3 protein-coding genes and 1 rRNA gene are annotated in these 2,481 nt (G+C 49.5%); all 4 read right to left on the bottom strand.

The features are described from left to right. On the bottom strand, window positions 1–446 hold a 446-nt coding region (locus tag NI000_RS36445), incomplete at its 3' end, for a DMT family transporter (protein ID WP_253416159.1). Window positions 447–473: 27 nt separating this feature from the next. Further along, complete coding sequence (locus NI000_RS36450) at window positions 474–758, bottom strand: EamA family transporter (protein ID WP_253416160.1); 285 nt, start codon at window positions 756–758, stop codon at window positions 474–476. A gap of 321 nt (window positions 759–1,079) precedes the next feature. Further along, a complete protein-coding gene (locus tag NI000_RS36455) occupies window positions 1,080–1,901 on the bottom strand; it encodes an alpha/beta fold hydrolase (protein ID WP_253416161.1) in 822 nt (273 codons plus the stop codon). A gap of 392 nt (window positions 1,902–2,293) precedes the next feature. Further along, window positions 2,294–2,410: ribosomal RNA gene (gene rrf, locus NI000_RS36460) — 5S ribosomal RNA — on the bottom strand. Between the last annotated feature and the right edge of the window lie 71 nt (window positions 2,411–2,481).

Here is a 2,481-nt window from a genome sequence, read left to right on the forward strand (position 1 = left end):
TTAGTTAATGACGCGAAAGCAGCTCCGGAATGTTTAATGAGCTGATTAAACATCATGTAGACTATTCCTGCATGGAAGATTCCGAGAATAAGAAGAGACAGCATTTCAAAGAGAGTAAGACTAAGGCTTAGCGGACTTTCCAACAGAAAGCTTGCTGGAATCAGAACACTAGATGCAATAATTAAAACATTCCTCATCGCCAGCACAGAGGATATTGGCGGCAACTTTTCAATTAGGATCAAAGATACCGCAAAGCTTATTGAAGCAATGATCAGAGCAGAAATTCCCCACAGACTTTGATTGGTAAAGTCCATGGTTAGTGACGGCAAGATCATGAGGAGAAGTCCAATAAAGCCAACGCCAATACTTAAAAAATGCATCAAACGCAACCGGCTAATTCTAAAGGTAAACAAGATAAGCAGCGTAAAAATGGGAATCGTCCCCATAATAATGGAAGCAATGCTGCTGGAAACTCATTGCTGCCCCCACCCAATTAAGAAAAAAGGAATAATCGCTTCAAAAAAAGCAATGGCAACATAAAGAACTCTAACCTTCTTATTTTGATAAGTGGAAGAAGGTTGACGTTGCTCTTTCTTGGTAAAAAAATAGATCAAGGCTAATGTAATAGCTCCAATAAGTGCCTTTGCTGCTGCAAGTGTAACTGGAGGCACTTTAGAGATAATAAGATCTACAAAGAAAAATTGTGAACCCCATATTAAGCTTATTGCTGTTAAAAATAAGATGCTTTTTATTTTCACATTATATATCCCCTCTGAAACGTCTTAAGCTGAAAGGTTTCCTATTCGTACCTAACACGCCTGCCATGATCATAATGGTACCAGCAAAAAAACGCCTTAGCGAGCCTCCTTACAGCGATGAGTCCCGAATAATTTCGCATCAATTCAGTGACCATCAGCAATGTCGGACCACTCATTATGTACGGCTCATCGCCTTTGGATTCCGGATTGGCATGGACCTGTACTGTCTCAAGGTCTCGCACTTCATGAGCGGCGGCACCTCGACCGTGACGCCTCGCTCTTCGGCTTCAATTCCGTGGTCTTGGTGCCTTCCCAACTCGCCTAAGCTGACGTGGTGCTCGTCGGCGCGGCGCCCAGAAAGGTAATGACGGCCTCGGTGAATGCCACAGCCGAATCCGCATTGGAAATATGCGCGGCGCCCTGGATCTCGAAATAGCGCGCATTCGGAACGCGATCCGCCATGCGCCGGGAAACAGCTGGCGGTGACATGCGGTCCTGCTCGCCTGCGATGAACAGGACAGGCATGGAAAGGGAGCCCAGGCGCGTGGTCGCATCGAAGCCGACAATCCCCTCCGCCACATAGGCGAGTGATTGTCCGTCGGCCGTCGCCGCCAGGCTGTGCCAAACCTGATAGGTCTTCATCCCTTCCGCGCTGGCCCGGAAAACTTCGTTGACGTTCATGGGCCAGATCCCTTCAAACCGCTTGACCGGACCGTCTTCACCGCGGAACGTTCTAGCCCATCCTTCAGCCATGGTCCGGAACTCCTCCGTTGCCGTCGTATCGAAGCTGTTGGCGACGATAAGTTTCCCCACGCGCCGAGGCTGTGTGAGCGCGATCTCGAGCGCCACCATCCCGCCCAACGATAGGCCGATGATGTCAGCGGCTTCGATGGAAAGATGATCGAGGAGCGCAAGCACGTCCGCGGCGATGTCGGACACGCCGAACGGCCGGTCGAGCCTTGCCGAGGCACCGTGCCCGGCATGGTCCGGCACAATCACCCGAAATCCCGCCTCGACCAGCCGCGCTATCTGAGGCGCCCAGGCGCGACCGGAATTGCTGATGCCGTGCAGCAGGACGACAGGATGACCTCCTCCAAATTCGATGAAATAATTCCGGCGGTTGCCGTTAATGTAGTAAGCCATGATTTCATCTTACCTCCTTGTATCAATTACGATATAATGCCCCTTGCCCACTTCATTCTAATTGTGAGTACCAAGTGGTACAATAATTAAAAAGCACAACTGTATCGGTACAGTTGTGCTGCGAGATACTGTGTGCAAACGGCCGTCAATGGCTCTCCGCCGGAATCCCCGTGCGGGCGTATGCTTGATGCATCTCGATAAAAATGGAGGTTGTGACAGCGAGATAAACGATGGCCCGGAATAATAGTCTGTTGCAGGTCTCATTACTATAGTAAGGATTTCGTAATCCCACAAGGATTCAGTAAAAAAGAGCAGTTGCCTTAGGCAAACTGCTCCTTTTTTGGGGTAGATATCAGAATTCGGATAAAAAAATAACCCCGTATGGGGTTGCTGCTTGGCGACGTCCTACTCTCCCAGGACCCTGCGGTCCAAGTACCATCGGCGCTGGAAGGCTTAACGGTCGTGTTCGGGATGGGTACGCGTGGTTCCCTTCCGCCATCATCACCAAACATAATCAAGGCTTGCACCTTGAAAACTAGATGCGAAATTTTTTCAACTTCTATCGTTAGCTTATGGTTTT

Source organism: Paenibacillus tyrphae (assembly GCF_024158745.1).
GTDB lineage: Bacteria > Bacillota > Bacilli > Paenibacillales > NBRC-103111 > Paenibacillus_G > Paenibacillus_G tyrfis_A.

Coding starts and splice junctions, on each gene's coding strand:
- NI000_RS36455 (WP_253416161.1), bottom strand. CDS start 1,901: ATGGCTTACTACATTAACGGCAACCGCCGGAATTATTTCATCGAATTT.